19 protein-coding genes are annotated in these 23368 nt (G+C 76.5%); 11 read left to right on the forward strand and 8 right to left on the reverse strand.

Annotation, left to right across the window (positions count from 1 at the left end):
• Positions 1-13: 13 nt before the first annotated feature.
• From recC to BLP29_RS15490, 4 genes are all read left to right on the forward strand, one after another.
• Positions 14-3250 (forward strand): exodeoxyribonuclease V subunit gamma, encoded by a 3237-nt coding sequence (gene recC / locus BLP29_RS15475; RefSeq protein ID WP_092806083.1) that lies wholly within the window; start codon positions 14-16, stop codon positions 3248-3250.
• On the forward strand, positions 3247-6555 hold the full coding sequence (locus tag BLP29_RS15480; protein WP_092806085.1) for a UvrD-helicase domain-containing protein: 3309 nt from the start codon (positions 3247-3249) through the stop codon (positions 6553-6555). Before recC ends, BLP29_RS15480 begins: the two co-directional genes overlap by 4 nt.
• The gene (gene recD / locus BLP29_RS15485; RefSeq protein ID WP_092806087.1) at positions 6552-8369 is read left to right on the forward strand and encodes an exodeoxyribonuclease V subunit alpha; all 1818 of its coding nucleotides are present in this window, start codon (positions 6552-6554) and stop codon (positions 8367-8369) included. Before BLP29_RS15480 ends, recD begins: the two co-directional genes overlap by 4 nt.
• Before the next feature lie 170 nt (positions 8370-8539).
• Positions 8540-9325: an alpha/beta fold hydrolase gene (locus tag BLP29_RS15490; RefSeq protein WP_092806089.1), complete on the forward strand. Its 786-nt coding sequence runs from the start codon at positions 8540-8542 to the stop codon at positions 9323-9325.
• 22 nt (positions 9326-9347) lie between these two features.
• Here BLP29_RS15490 and BLP29_RS15495 read toward each other — a convergent pair whose 3' ends face one another.
• A complete protein-coding gene (locus BLP29_RS15495; protein ID WP_092806091.1) occupies positions 9348-10049 on the reverse strand; it encodes a dienelactone hydrolase family protein in 702 nt (233 codons plus the stop codon).
• Complete coding sequence (locus tag BLP29_RS15500; protein ID WP_092806093.1) at positions 10046-10933, reverse strand: NAD-dependent epimerase/dehydratase family protein; 888 nt, start codon at positions 10931-10933, stop codon at positions 10046-10048. The genes BLP29_RS15495 and BLP29_RS15500 overlap by 4 nt, the downstream gene beginning before the upstream one ends.
• 72 nt (positions 10934-11005) lie before the next feature.
• Between BLP29_RS15500 and BLP29_RS21065 the strand changes: the two genes are divergently transcribed.
• Positions 11006-11167, forward strand: a complete 162-nt coding sequence (locus BLP29_RS21065) for a hypothetical protein (protein WP_165839398.1) — start codon at positions 11006-11008, stop codon at positions 11165-11167.
• A 30-nt stretch (positions 11168-11197) separates the two neighbouring features.
• On the opposite strand, the gene BLP29_RS15505 is transcribed toward BLP29_RS21065, so the two are convergent.
• Entirely contained in the window at positions 11198-12655 is a 1458-nt protein-coding gene (locus BLP29_RS15505) for an MFS transporter (RefSeq protein WP_092806095.1), read from the reverse strand.
• 81 nt (positions 12656-12736) lie between these two features.
• On the opposite strand from BLP29_RS15505, the gene BLP29_RS15510 reads away from it, so the two are divergent.
• Genes BLP29_RS15510 through BLP29_RS15520 form a run of 3 tightly spaced genes read left to right on the forward strand, consistent with a single transcriptional unit; the run spans position 12737 to position 15355 of the window.
• On the forward strand, positions 12737-13459 hold the full coding sequence (locus BLP29_RS15510) for a TetR/AcrR family transcriptional regulator (protein ID WP_092806097.1): 723 nt from the start codon (positions 12737-12739) through the stop codon (positions 13457-13459).
• Between the two features lie 42 nt (positions 13460-13501).
• The gene (locus tag BLP29_RS15515) at positions 13502-14656 is read left to right on the forward strand and encodes a lycopene cyclase family protein (protein ID WP_165839399.1); all 1155 of its coding nucleotides are present in this window, start codon (positions 13502-13504) and stop codon (positions 14654-14656) included.
• Positions 14657-14695: 39 nt separating this feature from the next.
• Entirely contained in the window at positions 14696-15355 is a 660-nt protein-coding gene (locus BLP29_RS15520) for an HAD family hydrolase (RefSeq protein ID WP_092806101.1), read from the forward strand.
• A gap of 42 nt (positions 15356-15397) precedes the next feature.
• Here BLP29_RS15520 and BLP29_RS15525 read toward each other — a convergent pair whose 3' ends face one another.
• From BLP29_RS15525 to BLP29_RS15535, 3 genes are read right to left on the reverse strand one after another with little or no spacing between them, the layout of a single operon-like run.
• Positions 15398-16051: a GntR family transcriptional regulator gene (locus tag BLP29_RS15525; protein WP_092806103.1), complete on the reverse strand. Its 654-nt coding sequence runs from the start codon at positions 16049-16051 to the stop codon at positions 15398-15400.
• Entirely contained in the window at positions 16035-16940 is a 906-nt protein-coding gene (locus tag BLP29_RS15530) for a DMT family transporter (protein WP_092806105.1), read from the reverse strand. The genes BLP29_RS15525 and BLP29_RS15530 overlap by 17 nt, the downstream gene beginning before the upstream one ends.
• Before the next feature lie 31 nt (positions 16941-16971).
• On the reverse strand, positions 16972-17778 hold the full coding sequence (locus tag BLP29_RS15535) for a DNA-formamidopyrimidine glycosylase family protein (RefSeq protein ID WP_092806107.1): 807 nt from the start codon (positions 17776-17778) through the stop codon (positions 16972-16974).
• Positions 17779-17956: 178 nt separating this feature from the next.
• Here BLP29_RS15535 and BLP29_RS15540 point away from each other — a divergent pair, with 178 nt between their 5' ends.
• Genes BLP29_RS15540 through BLP29_RS15550 form a run of 3 tightly spaced genes read left to right on the forward strand, consistent with a single transcriptional unit; the run spans position 17957 to position 21337 of the window.
• Entirely contained in the window at positions 17957-19330 is a 1374-nt protein-coding gene (locus tag BLP29_RS15540; protein WP_243470007.1) for a hemolysin family protein, read from the forward strand.
• A complete protein-coding gene (locus BLP29_RS15545) occupies positions 19327-20340 on the forward strand; it encodes a hemolysin family protein (protein WP_092806109.1) in 1014 nt (337 codons plus the stop codon). Before BLP29_RS15540 ends, BLP29_RS15545 begins: the two co-directional genes overlap by 4 nt.
• A 28-nt stretch (positions 20341-20368) precedes the next feature.
• Entirely contained in the window at positions 20369-21337 is a 969-nt protein-coding gene (locus BLP29_RS15550; RefSeq protein WP_165839400.1) for a TAXI family TRAP transporter solute-binding subunit, read from the forward strand.
• On the opposite strand, the gene BLP29_RS15555 is transcribed toward BLP29_RS15550, so the two are convergent.
• Together BLP29_RS15555 and BLP29_RS15560 are read right to left on the reverse strand one after the other, a co-directional pair.
• Positions 21270-22646, reverse strand: coding sequence for a sensor histidine kinase (locus BLP29_RS15555; protein WP_092806113.1), 1377 nt, complete (start codon positions 22644-22646; stop codon positions 21270-21272). The two genes, BLP29_RS15550 and BLP29_RS15555, sit on opposite strands and share 68 nt — an antisense overlap.
• The gene (locus BLP29_RS15560; RefSeq protein WP_243470008.1) at positions 22643-23308 is read right to left on the reverse strand and encodes a response regulator transcription factor; all 666 of its coding nucleotides are present in this window, start codon (positions 23306-23308) and stop codon (positions 22643-22645) included. The genes BLP29_RS15555 and BLP29_RS15560 overlap by 4 nt, the downstream gene beginning before the upstream one ends.
• Between the last annotated feature and the right edge of the window lie 60 nt (positions 23309-23368).

Below are 23368 nucleotides of genomic sequence, written 5' to 3' on the forward strand. Positions count from 1 at the left end.
GTAGACAGACCTCGTGCTGCACCTCCACCGCGCCGAGCGGACCTCGCGCCTCGCCGATGCCCTCGGCGAGGTCCTCGCAGCACCCCTCGCCGACCCCTTCGCCGAGGAGGTCGTGGCGGTCCCCGCGAAGGGGGTCGAGCGCTGGCTGGCGCAGCGGTTGTCAACCGTGCTGGGCGCCGGCGACGCCCGCGACGGCATCTGTTCGGGGGTGCGGTTCCCGTCGGTGCGGGGGCTGGTCGACGAGGCCGTGGCCGGCGCGACCGGCACCGACCCGCGCGACGACCCCTGGGCCCACCCCGTCTGGCCGCTCTTGCAGGTCGTCGACGGCGCCCTCGGCGAATCGTGGCTGGCGGTGCTCGCCCGCCATCTGGGCCACGGTGTCGCCGACGACGACGCCCGGCACGGCCGCCGGTGGGCCACCGTCGCCCACCTGGCCGAGCTCCACCGCAGCTACGCGGAGCACCGGCCGACCATGGTGGTCGACTGGGCGCAGGGCCACGACACGGACGGCGAGCAGCCGCTGCCGGCCGACCTGCGGTGGCAGGCCGAGCTGTACCGCAGGCTGCGCGCCGAACTGGGGCCCGGCCCGGGCGAGCGGCTGCCCGCCGCGTGCGCCGCCCTGCGCGCGGACCCGCAGCTGGCCGACCTCCCCGAGCGGCTGAGCCTGTTCGGCCCCACCCGGCTGACCACTCGGACGATGACGGTGCTCGACGCCCTGGCCGAGCACCGCGAGGTCCACCTGTGGCTGCCGCACCCGAGCCCGGCCCTGTGGTCGGCGCTCACCGGCCGCACCGCCACCCACCGCCGCACCGACGAGACCGCAACGGTGCCCCGCCACCCGCTGCTGCGCAGCCTGGCCCGCGACGTGCGCGAGCTGCAGTTGCGCCTCCCCGCGCACGTCGACGAGCACCACGACGCACCTGACCGCACAGTCGGCACCCTGCTCGGCCGGCTCCAGCACGACCTGCGCGACGACCGGTTGCCCGCCCCGACCAGCAGCGCCGACGACACCGTCCGCGTGCACTCCTGCCACGGGCCGCCCCGCCAGGTCGAGGTGCTGCGCGAGGTCCTGCTCCGGCTCTTCCAGGACGACCCGACGCTGGAGCCCCGCGACGTGCTGGTGCTCTGCCCCGACGTCGAGACGTTCGCCCCGCTGGTCTCGGCCACCTTCGGGTTGGGCCCGGGCCTGCCGCACCCGGGCAACGCGCTGCGCGTCCAGCTCGCCGACCGCAGCCTGCGCGCCACCAACCCGCTGCTGGACACGGTCGCGCTGCTCCTGCAGCTCGCCCACAGCCGGGTGACCGCCGGTCAGGTCCTCGACCTGGCCGCCACCGCGGGGGTCCGCCGGTTGTTCGGGTTCACCGACGAGGACCTCGAGCGGATCCGCGACTGGGTGGCCCGCTCCGGCGTCCGGTGGGGTCTGGACACCGGCACCCGGGAGGGCTACGGCCTGGGCCGGGTCCCGCAGAACACCTGGCAGGCCGGGCTGGACCGGGTGCTGCTCGGGGTCACGACGTCGGAGGACCAGCCCGTGTGGCTGGACCGGGCCCTGCCCCTCGACGACGTCGACAGCAGCGACGTCGACCTGGCCGGCCGGCTCGCCGAGCTCGTCGACCGGGTGGCCCAGGTCCTCGACGCGCTGACCGGTGAGCACCCGGTGCAGCACTGGCTCGACACCCTCGACGGCGCACTCGACCTGCTCACCGCGGTCGACCAGGACGACGCCTGGCAGCTGTCCCAGGCCCGCCGCGAACTGGCCGAGGCCTTCGAGGGCGGGCGCGGCACGCTGCGCACCGCCGACGTCCGCGCCCTGCTCGCCGGCCGGTTCGCCGGCCGGCCCACCCGGGCCAACTTCCGCACGGGCAACCTCACCGTCTGCACCATGGTCCCGATGCGCTCGGTGCCGCACCGCGTGGTCGTGCTGCTCGGCATGGACGACGGCGTGTTCCCGCGCGCCGGTGGGGTCGACGGCGACGACGTGCTGGCCCGCGACCCCCGGGTCGGCGAGCGCGACGTGCGCAGCGAGGACCGCCAGCTCCTGCTGGACGCGGTCTGCGCCGCACGGGAGCGGGTGCTGGTGTTCTGCACCGGCGCCGACCCGGTCAGCGGTGCCGAGCGCCCGCCCGCGGTCCCGATCGGCGAGCTGCTCGACGTGCTGGCCGGCATGACCGGCGGTGCGCGGGAGGACCTCGTGACGCGCCACCCGCTGCAGCCCTTCGACCCGCGCGCCTTCCGGGGCCCGGTCCCGGCCAGCTTCGACCCGGTGGGCCTGGCCGGGGCGCGTCGGGCCGTGCAGCCGCGGGTGCCCGAGCCCGACCGTGCACCGCTGCTCCCCCGCGGCGGCCCGGTGGCGCTGGAGGACCTGGTCTCCTTCGTCGAGCACCCCGTCCGCGCCTACCTCCGCCAGCGCCTGCAGATCACCCTCCCCGGCGAGGACGACGAGGTCGACGACGAGCTCGCCGCCTCCCTCGACGCGCTCCAGGAGTGGGCCGTCGGCGACCGGCTGCTGCGGGCGCAGCTGGCCGGCACGTCCGCGCAGGACGCCGAGACCAGCGAGTGGCTGCGCGGCACCCTGCCCCCCGGCTCGCTCGGCACCGCCGTGCTGGACCGCGTGCGCCCCCGGGTGGCCTCGCTCGTCGGCACCGCCGCCCCGCTGCTGCAGCCACCGGCGCGCACCGTCGACGTCCGGGTGGCGGTCGGGGGCCGCGAGCTGGCCGGCACCGTCAACGGCGTCCGCGACGGGGCCGTGGTGTCGGTGACCTACTCGACCCTCGCGGCCAAGCACCGCGCCCGTGCCTGGGTCCAGGCCCTCGCGCTGGCCGCGGCCGAGGGCAGCGGCCGGGCGGTGACGGTCGGCCGCCGGGGCGCCGGGGCCCGCACCTCGACGATCCTCGCGCCGGCCGACCCGCTCGCCGTGCTGGCCGACCTGCTGGACCTCTACGACCGCGGCACGAGCGAGCCCCTGCCGCTGGGGCCGAAGGTCTCCGAGGGCTACGCGGCCCGCTGCATCGGCGGCGAGGACCGCGAGGGTGCACTCGACGCCGTGGGCCGCGACTGGGAGGGCGGGCAGTTCCCCGGCGAGGCAGCGGACAAGCACCACGTCCACGTCTGGGGCGCCGCCGCCCCGTTCAGCGTGTGGACCGGCCCGCCGCCGGCCGACGACGAGCGGTGGCCGGACGAGACCACCCGGTTCGGCGTCCTCGCCCGCCGGTTCTGGACCCCTCTGCTGGCCGCGGAGGCGACCTCATGACCGACGACCTGAGCGACGTCGGCAGCGCCCCCGAGGGCGTTGGCTTCGACGTCTGCGGGCCGCTGCCCACCGGCACCACCGTGCTGGAGGCCAGCGCCGGCACCGGCAAGACGTTCACCATCGCCGCGCTGACCACCCGGTTCGTCGCCGAGGGCCACGCCGAGCTCGACCAGGTCATGCTGGTGACGTTCGGCAACGCGGCCTCCCGCGAACTGCGCGACCGGGTCCGCGAGCGGATGGTGTCGGCCGAGGCCGGGCTCCGAGACCCGGCCGCTGCCCGCTCGTCCGACGACGCCCTGCTCCGGCAGCTGGCCACCGGTCCCGACGCCGACGTCGAGGTCCGCCGGGACCGGCTGGTGCGCGCACTGGCCGGGTTCGACGCAGCCACCATCGCCACCACGCACTCCTTCTGCTCGCAGATGCTGGCCGGGCTCGGTGTCGTGGCCGACGCCGATCCCTCGGCCACGTTCACGGAGGACGTCGACGACCTGGTGCAGGAGGTCGTGGGTGACCTCTACCTGCGCACCTTCGCGCCCCCGGGGCAGCCGGCCCCTCCGTTCCTCACCCACCCCGAGCTGCTCGAACTGGGGCGGCGCGCGGTCGGCAGCGACCGGCAGGCCCGGCTCGAACCCGTCGCCGACACCGGCGTGCCGGGCCGCCGCCGGCGCGCTGCGCAGGCGGTCCGCGACGAGGTGGAGCGCCGCAAGCGGCGGCTCGGCCTGGTCGACCACGACGACTGGTTGAGCCTGCTCCGCGACGCGCTGGCCGACCCGGAGCACGGCGAGGTCGCCTGCGCCCGGGTGCGCGAGCGGTACCGGGTGGTGATGGTCGACGAGTTCCAGGACACCGACCCCGTGCAGTGGGAGGTGCTGCGCCGCGCCTTCCACGGCCACGCCACCCTGGTGCTGATCGGTGACCCCAAGCAGGCGGTCTACGGCTTCCGCGGCGGCGACGTGACGACCTACCTGGCCGCCGCCGCCGCGGCCGACCGGCACGAGACGCTGACCGTCAACTGGCGCAGCGACCAGCGCCTGGTCAGCGCCCTGGACCAGGTGCTCGGCGGGGTCGCGCTGGGCGACCCGCGGATCGTCGTCCGCCCGGTGGGGTCCGCGCACCCGCACGACCGGCTGACCGACGCCGGTGCGCCGCTGCGGCTGCGCCGGCTGGTGCGCCGCGGGCACGGGCCCACGTTCCGGGGGTTGCCGAAGCTCGACCGGCTGCGCGCCGCGGTGGCCGCCGACGTCGCCGCCGACGTCGTCGACCTGCTGTCCGGTCCCGCCCGGCTCGAGGGCCGGCCGGTCGCGCCCGGGGACGTCGCGGTGCTGGTGCGCACCAACAAGCAGGGCCACCTCGTGCGCGAGGCGCTCGGTGCCGCCGGGGTGCCGGCCGTCATGGCGGGGGGCGGCAGCGTGTTCGGCACCGACGCCGCCCGCGCCTGGCTGGTGCTGCTGGAGGCCCTCGAGCAGCCGCACCGGGCCGGCCGGGTGCGGGCCGCGGCGCTGTCGGTGTTCCTGCCGTTCGACGAGCCCACCCTCGACGCCCGGGGGGACGCGGTCACCGACGAGCTGGCGCCCCGGTTGCGCCGATGGGCCGAGCTGCTGACCACGCGGGGTGTGGCCGCGTTCGCCGAGGTGCTGACCGCCGAGCAGGGGCTCCCGGCCCGGGTGCTGGCCCGCCCCGACGGCGAACGGGTGCTCACCGACCTGCGCCACGTCGGTCAGGTGCTGCACGCGGCGGCGCTGCGCGAGTCCCTGGGCCTGACCGCGCTGGTGGAGTGGCTGCGGCGGCGGATCGCGCGGGCCGACGTCGAGGGCACCGAGGAGCGCAGCCGCCGCCTGGAGTCCGACGCCGCGGCCGTGCAGGTGATGACCGTGCACGTCAGCAAGGGCCTGGAGTTCCCGGTCGTGCACGTCCCCTTCGGCTGGGACCGCTGGGTGCCCCGCTCCCCCGAGGTGCTGCGGCTGCACGACGCCGACGGGGCACGGGTCCTGCATGTCGGCGGACCGCGCTCCGCCGACCACGCACAGGCCCGGGCCCAGCACGACGCCGAGGAGTTCGGCGAGGACCTCCGGCTGCTCTACGTCGCCCTGACCCGGGCCGCGTGCCAGGTCGTCGCCCACTGGGCCCCCAGCTCGAGCACCGCGTCGGCCCCGCTGCACCGGCTGCTGCTGGGCGGGGCGCCCGCAGGCACCGAGCCGGCGACGACCGTCCCCGTCCCCGCCGACGAGGTGGTGGAGTCCCGGCTCGACGCCCTCGCCCGGGGGTCCGGCGGGCTGGTCGACGTCACCGAGGTGGGCTGGCCGGCGCGGCCGGTCTGGGCCCCCGGCGACACAGCCACCCCGCAGCTGGCGGTGAGCACCTTCACCCGCACCCTGGACGACGAGTGGCGCCGCACCTCCTACAGCTCGCTGACCCGGGCCGCCCACGACCTCGCGCACGGTGCGGCGCCGGCCAGCGAGCCCGAGGGCGGCCCGCTGGACGACGAGCACGACGACGTCGCCGAGCTGCCGGTGACCACCGTCCCCGACGGGCTGCCGTCCCCGCTGGGCGGGCTGCCCGGCGGGGCGGCCTTCGGCACTCTGGTGCACGCGGTCCTCGAGGAGCCCGATCACGCCGAGCTGGAGCGGCGGTGCGCCGAGGCGGTGGCCCGGTTCCTCGTGCCCGGGGTGGCCGCCGGGCCGCTGGCCGCCGCCCTCCGCCCGGTGCTGGACACCCCGCTCGACGGCGTCGGCACCACGCTGGCCACGGTTCCGGCCGCCGACCGGCTGGCCGAGCTGGACTTCGAACTGCCCCTGGCCGGCGGTGACCAGGCCGTCCCGCACGCCACCCTCGCCGACGTGGTCGAGCTGCTGCGGCAGCACGACCTAGGTCCGGTCCAGGGCTACGCCGACCTGCTGGCGGCCCTCGAGCCGCAGTCGCTGCGCGGTTTCCTCACCGGCAGCATCGACGCCGTGCTCCGGCTGCCCGGGCCCGACGGGCCGCGCTACGCGGTGGTCGACTACAAGACCAACCGGTTGGGCCCCGAGCCGCTGACCACCGGCCACTACCGGGCCGACGCCATGGCCGAGGAGATGCAGTCGGCGCACTACGTGCTGCAGGCCCTGCTGTACTCCGCGGCGCTGCACCGGTTCCTGCGCTGGCGGCAACCCGGCTACGACCCGGCCCGGCACCTGGGGCCCGTGCTCTACCTGTTCGTGCGCGGCATGGCGGGGCCCGCGGCCGAGCCCGGTGCCGGGGTCTTCACCTGGCAGCCGCCCACCGCGCTGGTCACCGGGCTGTCCGACCTGCTGGCAGGTGCGCGGTGATCCCGGTCCGCGCCGAGGGTCTGCTGCGCACCTTCGCCGAGGCGGGGGTCCTCATGCCGGCCGACGTGCACGTCGCCCGGCGGCTGGCCCGCCTGGGCGGCGAGTCCGACGAGACCGTGCTGCTGGCGAGCGCGCTCGCGGTGCGCGGCGTGCGCACCGGGTCGGTCTGCGTCGAGCTGGCCACCATCGCCGACACCGTGGTGCCCGAGGACGACGAGCTGGCCGCCGACCCGGTACCGGAGCCGGTGCTGCTGCCCTGGCCCGCCGACTGGTCCGCCCTCGGGCGCAGCCCGCTCGTCGCCCTCGGCACCGACCCCGGGTGGCGCCCGCTGCGGCTGGTCGACGGCCTGCTCTACCTGGACCGGTACTGGCAGCAGGAGCAGCTGGTGCGCCGCGAACTCGACTCACGGGCCGCGCAGTCGCCCCCCTCGGTCGACCTGACCCCCCTCCACCGGCTGTTCGCCGAGCCCGGCTCCGACCGCCAACGACTGGCCGCCGCGGTGGCGGCGAGCCGGTGGGTCAGCGTCATCACCGGCGGCCCGGGCACCGGCAAGACGCACACCGTCGCCCGCCTGCTCGCCCTGCTGCTCGACCAGCCCGGTCCGCGGCCGCGGATCGCGCTGGCCGCACCGACCGGCAAGGCCGCGGCCCGCCTGCAGGAGTCGGTGCGCGCCCAGGCCGACGCCATCGGCCTGCCGGTCGACCTCACCGCCTCCACCCTGCACCGGTTGCTGGGTTGGCGACCCGACAGCCGCAGCCGGTTCCGGCACGACGCCACCGACCGGCTGCCCTTCGACGTGGTCGTGGTGGACGAGTCCTCCATGGTGCCGCTGACCCTCATGGCCCGGCTGCTGGACGCCGTGCGGCCCACCGCCCGCCTGGTCCTGGTCGGCGACCCCGACCAGCTCACGCCGGTCGAGGCCGGCGCCGTGCTCAGCGATCTGGTGCACCGGCCGCTGCCGGCGGGGTCCGTGGACGCCGGGGCGACCATCGATGCGGCCGTCGGAGGGGCCCTCGGGGGCCCGGGGACCGAAGGCTTGCGCACCGAGCAGCTCAGTGCCGAGGAGCGGGCCCAGCTGGCCATCGGCGTCGTGCGGCTGCGCGACTCCCACCGCTTCGGTGCCGGGATCGGCGCGCTCGCCGAGGCGATCCGGGCCGGGGACGCCGACGAGGCGGTCCGGTTGCTGGCCGTCGGCGGCGAGCTGACCCGGGACGAGGACACCGACGGGCTGGCCGCCGACGTGCGGCGCGGCGGGGCCGACCTGCTCGCCGCGGCCACGGCCGGGGACGCCGCGACCGCCATGGAGCTGCTCGCCGGGCACCGGCTGCTGTGCGCGCACCGCCACGGCCCCTTCGGCGTGGCGGCCTGGAACGAGCAGCTCAGCCGCTGGACGCGCCCGGCCGGTGCCCCGGCCTCCAGCGACTGGTACCCCGGGCAGCCGCTCCTGATCACCGCCAACGACTACGACAACGGCCTGTTCAACGGGGATGCCGGCGTCGTCGTCGTGGGCGACGACGGTCTCGCCGCCGCCTTCACCCGGGGCACCTCGACCGAGGTCGTCCCGCTCTCCCGGCTCTCGTCGGTGATGACCGCGCACGCGCTGACCGTCCACCGCAGCCAGGGGAGCCAGTACCGCGCGGTGACGGTGATGCTGCCTCCGCCGTCCTCGCCGCTGCTGACCAGGGAGCTGCTGTACACCGCGGTCACGCGGGCCGTGGACCGCGTGCGGGTCATCGGCAGCGAGGACTCGGTGCGGGCGGCGGTCGGCCGGCACGCCGTCCGGGCGAGCGGCCTGCGGCGCCCGAGCGGATGACCGACCGTCGTCTCCACACCTCTGCGACGCACCGGACCGCTCCCCACCTGCACACCGGGCAGGCCTCCCCCGGAGAAGAGGTGTGGCAGGGGTGGCCGTGCACTGCTGCGCTCCCGTCCGCCGCGGGCGGTCGCGAGTACCCCGCACGGGCTGCTGGGTAGGCGGTGCCGATGGATCTCACCGCGCACCGTCAGGGCTCCGGCCGGCCGATCGTCCTCGTGCACGGGCTGGGTGGTTCGTGGCGGTCGTGGGAGATGGTGCTGCCCGCCCTCGCCGCCGAGCGGGAGGTGATCGCCGTCGACCTCCCGGGGTTCGCCGGGGACACCCCGGCGTTGCCCGAGCCGTCGCTCGCCGGGCTCACCGACGGTCTGGAGAGCTGGCTCCGCGCGCAGGGGCTCGCGGATGCCCCGCTGGTCGGCAGCTCGTTGGGCGCACGGATGGTTCTCGAGCTGACCCGCCGCGGGCTGGGCCGGGACAACGTGGCCCTGGACCCGGGCGGCTTCTGGGACGACCGCGAGGCGACGGCCTTCCGGCTCAGCCTGACCGCGTCGATCGCCCTGCTCCGGCGGATCGACCGCGCCCTGCCGGCCCTGCTCGGCAACCCGGTGTCGCGCACGCTGCTCCTCGCCCAGTTCTCCGCGTCCCCGTGGGCCCTGGACGCGGGGGCGGTCACCCGCGAGCTGCGCGGTTACGTGCGGTCGCCGTCCTTCGACCCGCTGCTCGACGAGCTCGCCCGCGGCCCCCGGCAGCGAGGAGCCCCCGCCGGTACCGCCCGTGGCCGACTCGTCATCGGATGGGGGCGACGCGACCTCGTGACGCTCCCCCGCCAGGCCCCCCGCGCCCAGCAGGCCTTCCCCGACGCCGAGCTGCACTGGTTCGACTCATGCGGGCACTTCCCGATGTGGGACGCACCGGCCGAGGCCACCCGGCTGATCCTCGACGTCACCGCCTCCTGACCACGGTCTCCGGGGGTCCGGGTCAACGACCGCGCAGGTGGGCGTCGAAGAAGGCCAGGATGCGCTGCTTGGCGTCGGCGGCCGCGGCGTGGTCGTATCCGACCCCGGCCACCTTCATCATCGGCGCCAGCGGGGAGGCCGCAGCCAGCCGGTTGATGAACCCGTGCCGGGCCTGCGGGTACTCGTGGACGTCGGCGACGACCCCGGCGGCCTCGACCCCCGCCTGCAGCTTCGCGGCGGCCCCGGGCAGACCCTTGTCCCGGCCACCGAAGCTGGCCACCACGGGGCACGCCCCGGCCAGCAGGTCGGCCACGTCGTCGGGCACCTGGCCGTAGTTCACGCTCGCCGCCGACCACCCGGGCCGCCCCGCGAGCAGCAGCGCGAACCCGCCGCCCATGCAGTAGCCGATCACCCCGACCGTGCCGGTGCAGCGCGGGTCGGCGGCCAGCGCCGACCGGGCGGCCTCGAGCTGGTCGAAGACGGGGCCGCGGCGCTGGGCCAGCTGCGCGAACGTGCCCTTCAGGCAGCGCACCGCCGACCTCCCGCCGTACAGGTCGGGCATGACCACGACGTAGCCGGCGGCGGCCAGCCAGTCGGCCTGCTCGTGCATGTCGTCGCCCGGGCCGAACGCGTCGTGCACCAGCACCACCCCGGCCCAGGGGCCGGGCCGGTCGGACGTGGGCACCGGGACGGCGACGTACCCGGCGTGCGCGGCGGCGGTCACCGGCGGGCCAGCCCCTCGCGCAGCTCGGCCAGGGCCTGGTCGAGCCCGACCCGCGGCGACCAGCCCCACCGGCGGGCGCGGTCGGTGATCAGCTGCCCGGTCCACTCCGGCTCGTCGGTCCAGTCCGGCTCGGCACCGACCGCCTGGCCGACGGCACCCAGGTAGTCGCCCCACGTCGCGGGCTCCCCGGCGAGCAGCACCGGCGTCGCCGCCCCGGGGACCGGGCCCTGCTCGGGGTCGGGCGAGGTCGGGACGGCGCCCACCGCGACGTCGGCGATGAACGCGGCGAGGTCCTCGACGTGCACCCACGCCCAGCTCTTGGCCGGGTTCACGCTGCGGTCGCCGTCGACGAAGGCCTGCGGGCGCAGCGTGTTCCACACCGACGTCGGGCCGGCCCCCGCGATCGCCGGCGGGCGGACCAGCACCGTCGTCAGGCCCTCGACCTCGGCGAGCGCGGCGTCCGCGGCGTTCTTGGTGTCCGGGTAGTCGCCGCTGCCCTCCGGGAGCAGGGCGGCGTCCTCGGCCAGGTCCCCCATCCCCGGCGAGCGGTCGTGCACCCCGGCCGTGGAGACGTGCACGAGCAGGGGCACCCCGGCATCCCGCGCCGCGCGGGCGAGCCGGGCCGTGCCCTCGACGCCGACCTCGTGCTGCACCTCCCGCGACGAGCCCATCGGGTGGACGGTCGTGACCAGCGCGTGCGCACCCGACAGGACGTCGGCGGCGTCCCCGACGTGCTCGTGGACGCCGTCCGCGACGGGGGCGGTCCCGGCCCGCCGGACGACGGCGCGCACCTGGGCGCCGCGCTCGGCCAACGTGCGGCAGACCGTGGCACCGACCAGACCGTTGGCACCGGTGACCACGACGACGGCTGCGGAGTTGCTCATGGCCCCACCCTGCGCCGGGTCCGCCGTCCGCGCAGCCCGGCGGGGACGGCCCGGGGCTGGTTCACTGCCGGCATGGTCGCTCCCCTGCCCGGCCCCCTGGACCCGGCCCAGCCGATCCCCGACGACCCGGGCGAGCTGCTGCCCGACGCCCCGGAGCCGCTGCCCCCGGCGCCGGTCGAGCCGACCCCGGACGACCCGGGCGGCGACCCCGACGGGGTCCCCGAGCCCGCCTGAGCCGCGTAGGCCCTGCCGCCGGGCCGTGGCTCAGTGCTCCTCGGTGGCGCGGGAGTCGGTGAGCGACAGCGCGCCGTACACGGCGACCACGCCGACGATCCCGGCCAGCAGCAGGTAGGTGAGCCGCTCCCCGCCGAAGAAGGACTGCACGAGGTCGGCCGACCACGTGCCGGCGGGCAGGCTCGAGGTCACCAGTGCCGCGATCATGGTGCCGACGACCGCGGTGCCCAGGCTGGAGCCGACCTCCTGGGCGGTGTCGTTGAGCGCGGCACCCATCGAGGTGCGGTTGGCCGGCATCGCCTCGACGAGGGCGACGGCGCAGACGGTCATGATCGTGCGCAGCCCCGTGGTGAGCACGACCATCGAGACGGCGATCGCGAGGTAGCCGTGCTCGACGCCCCAGGCCATGCCGAGCAGCGAGACCACCAGCAGCCCGGCGGCGACCAGGCAGGCGATGCGGTGGCCGAAGCGCGATGCCAGCCACTCGGCGACCGGGGTGGCGGCGAGCATCGTGACGATCAGCGGCAGGTTGGCCAGCCCGGCCCTGACCGGGCTCCACCCGTAGGCGTACTGGAAGTGCAGGATCAGGCCGAACATGACGCTGGCCATCGTGATGGCGGCCGCCATCTGGGTGATGGCCGCGCCGCGCGCCGGGCCGGTGGCGAACAGGCGCAGGTCGAGCATCGGGGACGCCGTCGACCGCTCGTGCCGCACGAACCAGGTGCCGGCCAGGACGGCGCCCAGGGCCGAGCCCAGGGTAACCGGCGACAGCCAGCCGTGCTCGACGCCGCTGGTCAGCGCGTAGCAGCCGAGGCCGATCGCGGCGATCGTGAGCACGGCGCCGGGCAGGTCCAGCGGGTCGGAGGTGAGGTCCTCGCGCCGGTCGGCCGGCAAGCCCAGCCGGACCCCGAGCCACGCCACGAGCGCGATGGGCGCATTCACCAGCAGCAACCAGGTCCAGTGGACGTGGGCCAGGGCGGTGCCGCCGAGCAGCGGGCCGAGCACGAAGCCGGACATGCCCACGACCATCACGACGCTGATGGCACGCATGCGCAGCTTCTCGTCGTCGAACAGCCGGAAGATCAACGACATGGTCACCGGGGCCATGGCCGCCGCGGCGAGGCCGAGGGCCGCCCGCAGCGCCACCAGCTCGCCCGTCGTCCCCACGAGGACCACGGCCAGGCTGATGGTCCCGAAGGCGGCCAGCCCGGTCAGCAGGACCCGCCGCCGGCCGAGCCGGTCGGCGGCCGACCCGGCGGTGAGCAGCAGGCCGCCGAAGGTCAGGGAGTAGGCGCCGGTGACCCACTGCAGCGCGGTCGTGCCGCTGCCGAGGTCCCGGCCGATCGTCGGCAGCGCGATGCTCAGCAGCGTGTTGTCGACCATCTCGACGAAGAAGGCCAGGCAGAGCGCGGCGAGGGGGAAGGCGGCCGAGCGCAGCGACCGGTGGGTCGGTGCGGCGGGCGCCGGACGGGTGTTCGTGGTGGACATGCCACACCTCCGGGGTATCGAACGGCGTTCGATCCTCGAACGCTGGCCGAACCATAGAACGCCGTTCGATAGAGTGCAAGCATGAGCGAACGCACCGACGCACCCGCCCGCCCCGCTCGCGGCCGGCGCCGGATGGCCCACTCCCTGGAGGCCGTGCTCGCCGAGGCCATCGCCCTGCTGGACGAGGCGGGCGAGTCGGCGCTGACGTTCCGGGCCCTGGCGGCCCGGCTCGGCGGCGGAGCGGCCAGCATCTACTGGTACGTCTCGAACCGGGACGAGCTGATCGACCGGGCCACCGACGAGGTCATGGGTCGGCTGCTCGACGACACCGCCGACCTCACCGACGGCCCCGACCCGGTCGCGAACCTGCGCGACCTCTCGCTGGCCCTGTTCGAGGAGATGCGCCGGCGCCCGTGGTTCGGCTCCTACATGCTGCGCAACACCGGCCAGCAGCCGAACTCGATGCTCATGTTCGACCGCATCGGCCAGCAGCTCATGCGCCTGGACCTGACGCCCAAGCAGCAGTTCCACGCCGCGTCGTCGCTGGTCAGCTACATCGTCGGGGTGGCCATGGACATGGCACAGCCGCCGCCGAAGGAGTTCCTGGACAGCGGCATGCAGCCCGCCGAGTTCCTCGCCTCCTACGCCGACCGGTGGCGGGCACTGGACCCCGTCGACCACCCGTTCGCCCACCACGTCGCCGACGAGTTCGCCGTCCACGACGACGAGGACGTCTTCCGCTCCGGGCTCGACCTCCTGCTCGCCGGCGTCCAGGTGCAGGCCCGAGGACACGGTCGCGACTGATCCCGCCGCGCCGTCCGGACGGCGGCCTGGTTGGGTCCACCCGTGACCTCGCAGCCCCGCCCGCGGTGGGACGTCGTCGTCGCCGGGTCCGGGCCGGCGGGGCTGGCGGTGGCCGCGGCCTGCGCCGACCGGGGCCTGGCGACCGTGGTCGTGGCGCCCGCCACCGGTCCGTGGGCGCACACCTACGGGATGTGGGCCGACGAGCTGGCCGACGCCGAGGTGGCGCTCCTCGGCGGTGCCCGGGCGGGCGTCCGGTACCCGACCACGCTGGTGCGCACGGGCGCCGGGGACCACGACCTCGGCCGGGCCTACGCGCGGCTGGACAACGGGTCGGTGCACGCGGCGCTGCTCGACCGGCTCCGCGCCGGCGGAGGCGAGGTCGTCACCGGCACCGTCGAGCAGGTGCTGGACGGGCGGACGGCGGCGCTGGCCGACGGCACCCGGCTGCACGGCACGCTGGTGGTCGATGCGCGGGGCGGCGGGCCGGCCACCGCGCAGCAACGGGCGTGGGGGGAGCGGGTCCCCGGCCCGGTGCCCGACGTCGTCCCCGAGGGCGGCGCCCTGCTCATGGACTGGACGGCGCTGCGTGACCCGGCCGACCCGCAGCCGCCGGCGTTCCTCTACGGCATGGGTCTGGACGACGGCACCGTGCTGCTGGAGGCCACGTCCCTCGCCGCACGCCCCCCTGTGCCGCTGCCTGCGCTGCGCGACCGGCTGCACGCCCACCTCGCCCGGCACGGCCTGCGCAGCCTCGGGGAGCCGGAGAAGGTGGCCATCCCGCTGGACGCCACCGCGGCCGGCACGGGCGCGCCCGTGGGGGCGGCGGCCGGGCTCGTGCACCCGGCGACCGGCTACAGCGTCGCCACGTCGCTGCGGCTGGGCCCGGTGGTCGCCGACGCCGTCGTGGGCGGGGCGGGGCCGGCCGAGGTGCGGTCACTGGTGCGGTCCCGCCGGCGCCGGGCCACCCTGGCGCTGCTCGGCCTGGGGAGGGAGGTGCTGCTCGACCTCGACGAGGAGCAGACCGACACCTTCTTCCGCGCCTTCTTCACCCTCCCGGCGCGGTCGTGGGCGACCTACCTCGCCGTCGACAGCTCCCCCGCCGCCGTGGCCGCCACGATGCTGCGCGTGGCCGCCGCCCTGCCGGCCCCGGGCCGGCGCGCCCTGCTGACCGCGGTGGTGCGGGCGCTGCGGCGGTAGGTCGACCGGCATGCCGTCGGTGCGTGCGAGGCTCGGCGTGTGTTCGTCACCCTCGACCTGTTCAGCGCCCTGGTGGACAGCCGTGCGGGCGCCGCGCCGGTGCTGGCCGACCTGGCCCCCGAAGCCGTCGACGGCGCGCTGCTGTACGACGAGTGGGACACCCGGTCCAAGGCGACCCAGCGCGACCGCACCGACTGGGTGCCCTTCGCCGAGCACTGCCGCGCGGCGCTGGCCGCCACCTGGTCGACGCACGGCTGGCCGACCGACGACAGCGTCGCGCTCACCGACCGGTTGCTCGCGTCGCTGCCGGACTGGCCGCTGTGGCCCGACGTCGCCGACGCCCTGCCCCGGCTCTCGGCCACCCACCGGGTGGGCGTGCTCTCCAACGTCGACGACGACCTGCTCGCCCGCACCCGGGTCGCGCCGCTGGTGGCCGAGGCCGACCGGCTGACCAGCCAGCGGCTGCGGGCCTACAAGCCGGCGCCCGCGCTCTACCGACGGGCGGTCGGGGCCGGCGTCGACGTCCACGTGCCCGCCTCGGCCCGCGACACCCGCGGGGCCCTGGAGGCCGGTCTCCTCGTGGTCCGGGTGGCCCGTCCCGGGCACCGGGTGGACCCCGCCGGCCCGCGCCCCGCGCACGTGGTCACCGACCTGCACGACCTGCCGGCCGTCCTGGAGTCCCTCGACGTGGAGGCGTGACCGGGGTCGGGTGGCGGGCTCGCGCGCGCCAAGCCCGGGCGGTCAGCCGCGGGCGGCCAGGATCAGCGCCGTGCTGTGCCCGAGGTGCTCGCGCACGGCGGCCGCGCCACGTCGCTGCACGTCGTCGAGGTAGGCGGTGTGCTCGGCGGCCAGCGCCGCGACGTCGTAGGCAGGCCGCACGTGCACCAGGAGCAGCAGCACCTCCGAGTGCAGCCGCGCGTAGACCTGGGAGATTCGCGGGCTGCCCGCCGCGGACACCAGCGCGAGGTGCACCTGCGCGTGCGCGGTGGCCACGGCGGGCCAGTCGTCCGCCGGAGCGGCGGCGAGCGCCTCGACCGCGGCCCGGGCCGGAGCGAGCACGTCGCCGGGCCACGCGGTGCCGTGCTCGGACTGCAGCAACCGCACCGCCTCGCCCTCGAGCGCCCCGCGCAGCTGCTGCAGGGCGACGACGTCGTCGTCGGCGAACGCGGTCACCCGGACCCCGCGGTACGCCTCGGCCACCACCAGCCGCTCCTCGGCCAGCCGGGCGAGCGCGGCGCGCACCGTGTGCCGGGACGCCCCGGTGCTCGCGGCGAGGTCCTCCTCGCGCAGTGCGGAGCCGGGGCCGAGCTCACCGGTGAGCACCTGCCGGCGGAGGCGTTCGGTCAGCCGGGTGGTCGCGGTCGGCCCCGGCGCCGCCTCACGCCGCCGCGGCACCGGCCACCGCCCCCGCGCGCCGCCGACGGGTCGTGAGGACGGCGATCCCCAGCCCGAGCACCAGCACCCCGGCCACCGCGGCGGGCGCCAACCGCTCGCCGAGCACACCGACCCCCAGCAGCGCCGCGCACAACGGCTCGGCCAGCGTGAGGGTGGCGACGGTCGTGGCCGGAAGCCGGGCCAACCCGTAGCCGAACAGCAGGTACGCGACGGTGGTGGTGACCACGCCGAGCCAGAGCGTCAGCACCAGCCCGTCGACGGTGAGCAGCCCGCCCGCCCCGACGAGCAGCAGCAGCGGGAGCGCCGCGCCGGCCGCGGAGCCGAAGACCGCCCCGACCGCGGATCCCGACGCCCAGCCGCGGTCGAGCAGCTCCTTCACCGCGACCGCGTAGAGGGCGTACGAGGCACCGGCCGCCACCGACCAGAGCACCCCGCCGCGGAACGAACCCCCGCCGGACCCGACGGCCACCAGCGCGAGCCCCACCAGCGCCAGGGCGGTCGCGGTCCACCAGCGGCGCTCGGGCCGGCGCGCCCGCAGCCCGGCGTCGAGCACACCGGTCACCACCGGCGCCGAGCCGAGCGCGACGACCGTGCCGATCGCCACGCCGTTCGTCGTCGTCCCGGCGAAGAACGTCGGCTGGTAGGCCAGCACCCCGGCCGCTCCCCCGGCCACCACCCACCCGGTGGGCACGCGGGCCAGCGCCCCGGTCCCGGGGACGCCGGTCGGGCGGGGGCCCCGCAGGACGCAGAACGCCAGCAGCCCGCCGCCGAGCACGATGCGGGCCAGGCCCACCACCGTGGGCGAGGCGTCCACGTCGAGGAGGGCCTGCGCCGTCCCCGTCGTGCCGAAGCAGACCGCGGCGAGCAGGACGGCGACCACGGCTCTCACGCCGCAGATTGTTGCACAATGTTCCCGGCGGTCAGGTCTGGCAGCGGGGGCACCACCAGGTGTGCCGCACACCCGGGTCGTTGGGGACCTCCGGGGAGAACTCCAGCTTGGTGCCGCAGCGCCGGCACGGTTCGCCGGTGCGGCCGTAGACGTAGTACCGCTCCCCCGGCCGCGTGTTGCCGGTGGTCACGCGTCCGGGCCCGCCCGGCTGGACCGCGAAGCGCATGGCCCGCACGGCGAGGCGGACCAGCGGCTCGACCTCGACCTGCCCGACCGGGGTCAGCGGCAGGTGACCGCGCAGGAAGGCCAGCTCGTTGACCCACACGTTGCCGAGGCCCAGCACCAGCCGCTGGTCCAGCAACGCCGACACCAGCGGCCGGTCGGGCTGGGACTCCAGGTTCGCGGTGGCCCGCGCGATGATCTCGGGCACCGGCAGGGCGTCGTCGAGCAGGTCGGGGCCCAGGTGGCCGATCACGGTGTGCTCGGCGTCGGTGGGCAGCAGCTCGACCACCGGGAGTCGCAGACCGATGGCGGTGGGGCCGCTGGTGGCCAGCACCAGGCGGGCGTCGCCCATCAGGCGGCGCGGGAGCAGCTTGCCGTGGCCGACGACCTTCCACTCACCGTCCATCTCGAGGTGGGTGTGCAGCGTGATGGCCTGCCCGGCGAGGTCGAACCGGGTGAGCATGTGCTTGCCGCGCGGGACCAGCGACAGCACCCGCGCGCCGGCGAGGTCGGACGTCGCGAAGCGGGGGACGCGGAAGTCGCTGCTCTCGACCTGGGTGCCCACGAGCACCTGCAGCCGCCGGGCGAGCCGGTAGATCGTGTCACCTTCGGGCATGAGGACCCCACCGTAGCCGCGGGTGCCCGCACAGGGCGCGCCCAGGAACGGTTGCCCGGCACCGTTCGTTGCCGCGTCGACGGCGCCCGGCGCCGTCGGTCCGAGACCCCCGAGCAGGAAGAGCCATGCCCGACAGCCACAGACCCCGGCCCGCCGACCACCCCAGCGGGCCCCGCCGGTGACCGCCGCCGTCCTCTCGCTCCTGCTCGGCGTCGTGGTGGTGGTGGGCATCACGGCCGTCACCGGCTACTTCGTGGCCCAGGAGTTCGCGTACATGTCGGTGGACCGCTCCCGGCTGGGAGCGCGGGCCGAGGCCGGCGACGGGGCCGCGAGACGCGCCCTGCAGGTCACCCGGCGCACCTCGTTCATGCTCTCCGGCGCCCAGCTGGGCATCACCGTCACCGGGCTGCTGGTGGGCTACACGGCCGAGCCGCTGATCGGGCAGAGCATCGGCACCCTGCTGGGCGGGGTCGGCGTCCCGACCGCGGTCGGCGTGGGCATCGGCGCCGTCGCCGCGCTGCTGCTGTCCACGCTGGTGCAGATGCTGCTCGGTGAGCTGTTCCCGAAGAACCTGGCCATCGCCCGGCCCGAGCCGGTGTCGCGCTGGCTGGCCACCTCGACCGTGGTCTACCTGAAGGTGTTCGGCTGGCTCATCTGGTTCTTCGACCAGTCCTCGAACCTGCTGCTGCGGGCGCTGCGCATCGAGCCGGTCCACGACGTCGAGCACTCGGCCACAGCGCGCGACCTGGACAGCATCGTCGAGGACTCCCGCGCCAGCGGTGACCTGCCGGCCGAGCTGTCGGTGCTGCTGGACCGCATCATCGACTTCCCCGAGCAGGACGCCGAGCACGCGATGATCCCCCGGCACCGGGTCGGCACCGTCAGCGACACCCTCACCGTCGGCGAGCTGCGCGAGGTCATGGCCACCGGGCACTCGCGCTACCCCGTGCTGACCGCCGCCGACGAGATCGCCGGCGTGGTGCACCTGCAGGACCTGCTCACCACCACCGCGGACGACGACGCCCCGGTGCGCACCATCGCCCGCCCGGCCCTGGTCGTCTCCCACCTCACGGCGCTCCCGGCCGTGCTCGCCGAGCTGGCCGGCACCGGCAACCAGCTGGCTTGCGTGGTCGACGAGTACGGCGTGCTGGCCGGCGTCGTCACCGTCGAGGACCTCGCCGAGGAACTGGTCGGCGAGATCGACGACGAGCACGACCCCGGCCCGGCCCCGCTGCCGGTCGCGGCCGGCAGCAGCTGGGAGGTGGCCGGCGAGGCACCGGTCGACGAGGTCGAGCGCGCGGTGGGCACCGACCTGCCGCGCGGGGACTACGAGACGGTCGCCGGCCTGGTCATCGCCGCGCACGGCGGCCTGCCCGACGCCGGTGACCGCGTGCGGATCGAGCTGCCACCCGACCCGGCCGAGCTGGTGCACGACGACGAGCCCGCCGTGCGGCACGCGGAGGTCGAGGTGCTCGAGGTCGAGCGGCACGTGCCCTCCCGGGTGCGCGTCCACCTGCCCGCCGCCCCTGACTCCCTGGAGGAGGCCCGATGAGCTCGGACCCGTGGGTCGTCGTCCCGGTCACCCTGCTGATCGTCGCGCTGAGCGCGTTCTTCGTGGCGGTGGAGTTCGCGGCGCTGGCCGCCAAGCGGCACCGGCTGGAGGAGCGGGCGGCGTCCAGCCCGGCGGCCCGGGCCGCGCTGCGCAACTCCGCCGAGCTCACCCTGGTGCTGGCCGGTGCGCAACTGGGCATCACCGCCTGCACCCTGGCCCTCGGTGCCCTGAGCAAGCCCGCGGTCGACGCCTGGCTGACCCCGGCCTTCGTCGCGATCGGGCTGCCGTCGGTGGTCGCCGACGTCACCGGCTTCGTGCTGGCGCTGTTCGTCGTCACCTTCATCCACCTCGTGGTGGGCGAGATGGCACCGAAGTCGTGGGCGATCGCCCACCCCGAGCAGTCCTCGGTGCTGCTGGCACCGGCGATGCGGGCGTTCATGTGGCTGTTCCGCCCGGCCCTGCGGGCGATGAACGGCAGCGCCAACTGGATGCTGCGCCGGGTCGGGGTGCAGCCGGTCGACGAGATCGCCGCGGGCCACAGCCCGGACACCCTGCGCGTGCTGGTGCAGCACTCGGTCGAGGTCGGCGCGCTCGAGGAGGGCTTCTCCGCCCAGATCTCCGGCGCCCTGCAGCTGCAGGACATGACCGTCGCCGACCTGGTCGACGACCGGGAGGTGACGTCCGTGCCGGCCACCGCCACCGCGGGCGACGTCCGCGCCGCGACCCGGAGGACAGGCCACCTGCGGATCCTGCTCGGCGACGGCGAGCGGCTGGACACCGTCGTCCACGTCCGGGACACCCTGGTGCTGGCCGACGACGCGCCCGCCGCCCCGGTCGGGCGACCGGTGTTCTCGCTGCCGGCCGGCACCCCGGTCGCGACGGCGTTGCGGCGGATGCAGGAGACCCGCAACCACCTGGCGGTGGTGACCGACGGCGGCCGCGTGGCCGGTGTCGTCACCCTGGCCGATGTGCTGCGCAGGCTGTTCCCCCAGTCGGAGCCGGTGGGCTGAGCCGGGGGCGCTCCGTAGCATCCGGGCCGTGGAGCTCGGCCGGCGGCGGTTCCTCGGTGGGCTCGTGGCCGCCGGGGCCGCCGCCGTGCTGCCCGGCTGCTCGTCCGGCGGTCCCTCGGCCGGGGCCACCGGGCGGCTGCGCATCGCCACCGGGTCCCCCGGGGCGGTGTTCCACCGCTACGGCTCGGCGCTGGCCGCGGAGGCCGGGCTGCTCATGCCCGACGTCCGGGCCGACGCGCTGAGCACGACCGGATCGGTGGAGAACGACGTCGCCCTGGCCGACGGCCGCGCCGACGTCGCCTTCTCCCTCGGGGACACCGCGGTGCTCGCGCTGGCCGGCGCCGACCCCTTCGACGCCCCGCTGGCCCCGGTCGGGTTGGCCCGGCTCTACGACAGCTTCCTGCAGGTCGTGGTGCCGCAGGGCTCGCCGGTGCGCACCGCGGCCGACCTGGCCGGGCGGCGGGTGGCCGACGGCGGCACCGGGTCCGGCGGTCGGGTGGTGCTCGCCCGCTGCCTCGACGCGCTGGGCATCACCGGCGACGTCGAGCTGCTCGGCGGGCCGCTGTCCGACGGCGCCGAGCTGCTCCGCTCGGGCGGGGCCGACGCGCTCGCCTACGTCAGCGGCTACCCGGTGGAGGCCCTGGTCGAGCTGGGCGCCCAGGTGCCCCTGCGGGCACTCGACCTCGGCGACCTGGTGGCCCCGCTGGTCGCCGCGCACGGACCGCTCTACGTCGCCGGGCCGCTGCCCGCGGCTGCCTACGGGCTGCCCGCGGCCGTGCGCACGGTCGCCGTCACCACCTACCTGCTGGCCGCGCCCGGGCTGCCGGAGGCGGCCGCCTACGGGCTGTGCTCGGTGGTGTTCGACCGGCAGGGACAGATCGCCGCGCGGGTGCCCGACGTCCGCCAGCCCACCCTGGCCGCCGGCATGTTCACCCAGCCCGTCCCGCTGCACCCGGGGGCGCTGCGCTGGTTCCGGGACCGGGCCCGGGGAGGCTGAGGACCACCCGAAGCCCCGGGTCGGCGGCGGCGATCGTGGTGGTGCCCCCGGCGTCGGCGACCCGGCCGGCCACGATGGCCAGGCCCAGCCCGGTGCCGTCGACGTCGGCGTGCCGGGGCAGCCGGTGGAACCGCCGGCCCAGCTCGGCGGCCTCGGCGGCGGTGACGCCCGGGCCGTGGTCCCGGACGTCGAGCACCCACCCGCCCCCGCTCGGGCGCAGCTCCACCTCCACGGCGGCGTCGGGGGCGTACTTGGCGGCGTTGTCCAGCAGCGCGTCGACCAGGGTCTCGACGAGGTCGTCCTCCAGCACCGCCGGCGCGGGCCGCGCGGGGGTGCGGCAGGTGAGCCGGCCGGCGAACAGCGGCTCCCACAGGTGCACCCGGGTGCGCAGCCGGTCGGCCAGGTCCAGGGGCACGGGGGTGCGGTCGGCCGCGCCGGTGCGGCTGACCTCGACCAGGCCGTCGAGGATCTGCGCCATGCGGTCGGTCTCGGCCAGCACCGGGGTGACCTCGGCCGACCGGCCGGCCGAGAGCGACTCCAGCCGCAGCCGCAGCGCGGTGAGCGGGTTGGCCAGCTGGTGCGACACGTCGGCCACCAGGTCGCGCTGCTGCTGCTGGGAGCGTTCCACCTGGGCCGACATGCGGTTGAACGACTCGGCCAGCCGGCGCAGCTCGGGCGGGCCCTCCACCCTCGCCCGGGCCGGCCGGCCCGCGGTCACCTGCTGTACCGACTCCTCGAGGTCGCGCACCGGGCGCACGATCCAGCCGACCAGCGGACTGGCCACCAGCCAGGCCAGCAGCGCGAGGAGCACGAGGCTGCCGGCGCCGGCCAGCGCCATCCACCGGCCCACCTCGGCCCGCACCCACGCGGTGTCCTCCACCAGCACGACCGCGCCGAGCACCTGCGCGTCGCGGCCCACCGGGGTGGCCACGACGAGCGGGTCGGTGCGCCAGGGCCACATCGCCGGCGGCGGCACCGAGGGGACGCCGTCCAGCGCTGCTCGCACGGCCGCCTCGACCGCACCCCCGGTGGGCAACGCCGTACCGGCGTCGGCCAGCACGCCGCGGTCGGTGCCGACCACCCAGCCCTGCACCCCGGTCACCTCGCGGTAGCGCTGCAGGTCGGCGTCCAGCCCGACCTCGCCGTCGCCGGCGGCGACCAGGCTGGCGAACCGGGTGGCGTCGGAGAGCCGGCTCTGGTGCAGGTCGACCGCGCGGCCCTCGGCCCAGGCCACCAGCAGCGGCACGACGAGGGCAGCCAGCAGACCCACCGTGGTGAGCAGGGCCAGGGCGAGCAGCCGGCGCCTCACCGCTCGGCCACCGGCACCAACCGGTAGCCCACCCCGCGCACGGTCTCCACCACCTGGGCGCCGAGCTTGGCGCGCAGCGTGCCGACGTGGACGTCGAGGGTGCGCGAGGCCCCGATCCAGGCGGTGTCCCACACCTCCTCCATGAGCGCCGCTCGGCTGACCGGTCGGCCGGCGTGCCGGAGCAGGGCGGCGAGCAGCTCGCACTCCTTGGCGGTGAGGCCCACGTCGCCGTCCGGGGTGCGCACGCGGCGGGCCGCGGTGTCGAGCTCGAACCCGGCGTCGACGGCCGGCGCCGGGTCGGGCCGGGTGCCGGCGCGGCGGGCGACGGCGTCCATGCGGGCCAGCAGCACCGCCAGGCTGTAGGGCTTGACCACGTAGTCGTCGACGCCGGCGCGCAGGGCGGCCACCACAGAGGCCTCGGCCCGGCGGGCGGTGAGCGCGACGATCGCCACCGAGCTGGTCTCGCGGATGCGGGCGCACACCCAGAGGCCGTCGTGGTCGGGCAGCCCCATGTCCAGCAGCACCAGGTCGGTGTCGGGGGTGAGGGCGGCCACCGCGTCGCGGCCGGTGGCGGCGTGCCGCACGGTCCAGCCGCTGCCGCGCAGTCCCTGGGTCAGGGCGTCGGCCACCCCGGCGTCGTCCTCCACCAGCAGCACGCGCACGTCTCCCCGCACCTCCGGCCGCGCACGCTACCGGGCCGTGGCGCTGGCCACGGCCCGGTC

Source organism: Klenkia marina (assembly GCF_900101025.1).
Taxonomy (GTDB): domain Bacteria; phylum Actinomycetota; class Actinomycetes; order Mycobacteriales; family Geodermatophilaceae; genus Klenkia; species Klenkia marina.